Source organism: Sphingobacterium shayense (genome assembly GCF_013179575.1).
GTDB lineage: Bacteria > Bacteroidota > Bacteroidia > Sphingobacteriales > Sphingobacteriaceae > Sphingobacterium > Sphingobacterium shayense.
Window position 1 is genome coordinate 1 of sequence record NZ_JABMCQ010000254.1, and the last position, 3816, is coordinate 3816.

The window sequence follows — 3816 nt, forward strand, 5'->3', positions numbered from 1 at the left end:
CATTATCGACTTCAACACGATCACGAACATCCCGTACCTGAACGACCGGTCCTTTATCAATAAATAATCCTGTTAATTCTATTGCTTCTTGTAGCGATCCACCACCGTTATTACGCAAATCCAATACAACAGCATCCACCTTTTCGTTCTTAAGGGTATCTAAAATCAAGCGGACATCACGCGTGGTACTTTTATAGTCCGGATCTCGCTTTCGATATGCTTCAAAGTCAATATAGAATTTTGGTAATTTGATCAAACCTATTTTATACGATTTACCATCAGCTCCTTTCACCTCTTTAATTTCCTTTTGCGCGGACTCCTCGGCAATAACTATCTTTTCCCGTTTAAGAGAAACAATCTTCGGTTGAGCGGTAAGTTCTTGGCCAGCCGGAATAATTTTAAGTCGGACAACGGTACCTTTTGGCCCTTTAATCTTAGCGACAGCGGCATCAATACGCCAACCTATAATATCGTCAAACTCGCCATCTCCTTGGGCAACACCAATTATCCGATCATCCACGTTTAAGCTTTTATCCTTAAACGCAGGACCACCTACAATAATCTCTTTGATCGTCACCATTTCATTCTCCATCTGAAGACGTGCACCGATACCTTCGAATGTATTAGACATTCCTTCATTGAATGCTTGCGCGAAGGACGGATTATAGTATGTTGTATGTGGATCAACCGCATCAGTTAACGCTGTCATAACCAACTGAAAGGCATCATTTGAATTAGTTTTCTTTGCTTGTGAAATGATATTGGTATAACGCTTCCGTAGCGTCTCCTTATTTTTGTCTACATCAATAGAGTCTTTGTTTGTTGCAGTTAATTGCAAATTAAGTAAATCATACTTTACACGTTTACGCCACTGCTCTTTCAACTCAGCATCTGTCTTAAAATAGGGAAGCTCTTCACGATAAGCAATATAGTTCTCATCAATTGAAAAATCATGTGGCTTGTCAATCTGTTCAAGCGCAAATTCCATAGCTTCTAGATAGCGTTTCGAATATACATTGAACATATAAAATGGAGCAGACAAATCGCCTTTTCTAAAATCCTGACTAATAGTCGTTTCGAATTGCTTAAAATCTTCTACATCTGAGGCTAATAGGTAATTACGTCCTTGATCCATCGACTCTAACAAATTCTCAAACACAATTTTCGAGAGCGAGTCTGTCATTGGCACCTTTTTATAGCTATAATTCTCCAGTAGATTTGCTACCTCGGAAGCAATCACCTCGTGTTGTGCCGAAGGTTTTAATTCCAGCATCTCTTCTTTCAAATCCACTCGTGGCTTTGATCCACACGCCACAACTGATATAAACGCGAGACCAAATACAATATTCTTAAACATATAAGAGAATTTATTTAAATACATCTATTTTTTTGTTTTCAATATTCAAAATTTATCAACAAATATTGACTGCGTTAAAAATACTGAAAACGAATCACAAAATTACATCCTCCCCAAAAATATTGCAGGGAAGTTACCATCACGAAACGTGATATGTACGTTTAGAATAACCCTATAATTTAAAATTTATTGCCTCACTCAGCGGACACCCTAGCGGAAAGACTACTTCGAGGAAAGACTTTAACATCCTTTTACACTTAATTTCCTACATTTGGTGAAATCGAAAGGAAAAGATATATGCAAATAGGTTATAAAAACGCCTTCAACATTTTAACAATTATCGGTACTCTTTTATTTGTGTCAGAATTAAAAGCACAAAACAACAAGCAACTTTTAGATCCAAGTGGATATATTACCAAATATGATACCGCTTTCTCAGGAACAGGTCCCGAAGTCTATGTTTTGCCAACGCCGCGGACAAAAGGAGAAGTGCTTGCGGATTCGTATAAAGAAAAACTACCTTTCCGTGATAGTATCGAGAAGGCATTGGACTTTCAACAAACACAGGAAGAGTTCAAGCTCACTAGCAACCACCATGCATTAAAAAATTTACTTACACCGGAACCCACAAGTGAACATGAATGGAACAAGCTCATCGACACGGAAATCAAAAGAGGAAATTATAGTGGGGCCTACGGCATACTAAACGCATTTGCTCAATTTTCTCTTAAAAATGGATCTGCAAAACAAGCAATAGATTTACTGCACATTGCATTAACACACGCTCAAAAAACCTCCGCAAATCTCGACATATTTACCATTCAGTATAACTTGGCCAATCTTTACCTCTTTGACAAAAACGTCAAACAGGCGGGCCATTTTCAAGAATCTTTTCTCAAAAATGCGGAAGTAAAAAAAAGCAGGGTTGAACAGGCAAACGCTGTCACTAAGATAGCATTAATACAGGCCGCTGATAAGGATTATCGATCAGCAGAACGAAACATCATTCGTAAAGCAATACCGTTATTAAATAAAGCTAAAGCGTATGAAGAAAAGGTTGATTCTTGGCAGGCACTTGCAAAAATATACCAACTTCAAAACAAACATACTGAAGCCCAATGGTTCCTTATACAAGCCCGCGACTTAGCGAATTCAAAGAACCTTACCGGCCAACTTGCCGAGATTGAGTATATGCTCGCCTCGTCCAAATTTGTTCAAGAAAATTTCAGAGTAGCACAAAAGGAATTTTTACAAGCAGAAGAGCTTGCTATATCCGAAGACAACAAACTACTTCAACTCGCTATAGCAGATAAACTAGGACAAATTTATCTAAATGAAAAAGACCTCGAAAAAGCTGAAGATAGCTTACAACATTATATAAATTTAAAAGATGAGCTATTTAATCTAATCACGACTGAAAAGGGAGTAAAAAATAGCACTCCTTTAGTTCAATAAATTAATTAAAATTTTCAGGAAGAGACTTTCCTCCTAAAACCGAAACGATCTATTAACGGGCTTTGAACAAACTTATTCCTTGTTTTAAGTATTCAGCATAGGATGCTATATCATAGTTTGCACCACTTGGGGGGAGGAGTACATTACCCTCCGTGTCAACGATTACATATAAGGGCTGGGAATTACTGTTGAATGTTTCCGCCTGGAAGTCACTATTCATATTGCCAATGGTTTTAATCTTTTTCCCAGAGTAAGTCGAGATATACTGTTCTTCAGGAGCAAGTTCTGTCCTGTCGTCGACAAACAGTTCAATCATTACGAATTCTTCTCGCAACAATTGAGCGACCTGAGGATCTGTCCATACGTTCGCTTCCATCTGTCGGCAATTGACACAGTTCCAACCTGTAAAATCTATTATTGCAGGCTTATTCTGCGCTTTTGCTGCAGCCAATCCTTCTTGGTAATCATAGTAAGGATCGAAACCCTTAGGAGTCCCACGTTCATGGAATATCTCATAATACTTTTTATTGGTATTCGTTTTTGTAGGTGTGTCCGTTAAGTTAAGGGTTGAAAGATCAAAATCTTGTGTTGCCGATGGCGGTAAAAAGGCGGATATCGCTTTTAAAGGTGCGCCCCACATGCCAGGTACCATGTACACCACGAAAGAAAAAATGATGATTGACAGTAACGTTCTTGGGACGGATAGATGTGTTAAAGGACTATCGTGCGAGAAGCGAATCTTACCGATAAGGTATAATCCCATCATTCCGAAAATAACGATCCATAGCGCTAAAAACACCTCCCTATCTAGCCAGTTCCAATGGTAAGCTAAATCTACATTCGAGAGAAACTTCAGTGCAAAAGCCAATTCTAAGAAACCAAGGACGACCTTTACACTGTTTAACCATCCGCCAGACTTAGGTAGCGACTTCAACATGGAGGGGAACATGGCAAAAATAACAAAAGGAATAGCCAGGGCAATAGAAAATCCAAGCATGCCCACG

General features: G+C 38.7%; 3 protein-coding genes. 1 reads left to right on the plus strand and 2 read right to left on the minus strand.

Going from position 1 to position 3816, the window contains the following annotated elements; all coding sequences use genetic code 11:
• Positions 1–1357, minus strand: a 1357-nt coding sequence (locus tag HP439_RS18255; protein WP_246229413.1) for a S41 family peptidase, incomplete at its 3' end; no start/stop codon positions are given.
• 297 nt (positions 1358–1654) lie between these two features.
• Between HP439_RS18255 and HP439_RS18260 the strand changes: the two genes are divergently transcribed.
• The gene (locus tag HP439_RS18260; protein ID WP_172391763.1) at positions 1655–2812 is read left to right on the plus strand and encodes a tetratricopeptide repeat protein; all 1158 of its coding nucleotides are present in this window, start codon (positions 1655–1657) and stop codon (positions 2810–2812) included.
• Positions 2813–2864: 52 nt separating this feature from the next.
• On the opposite strand, the gene HP439_RS18265 is transcribed toward HP439_RS18260, so the two are convergent.
• Positions 2865–3816: protein-disulfide reductase DsbD family protein (locus HP439_RS18265; RefSeq protein WP_172391764.1), on the minus strand; the 952-nt coding region annotated here is incomplete at its 5' end.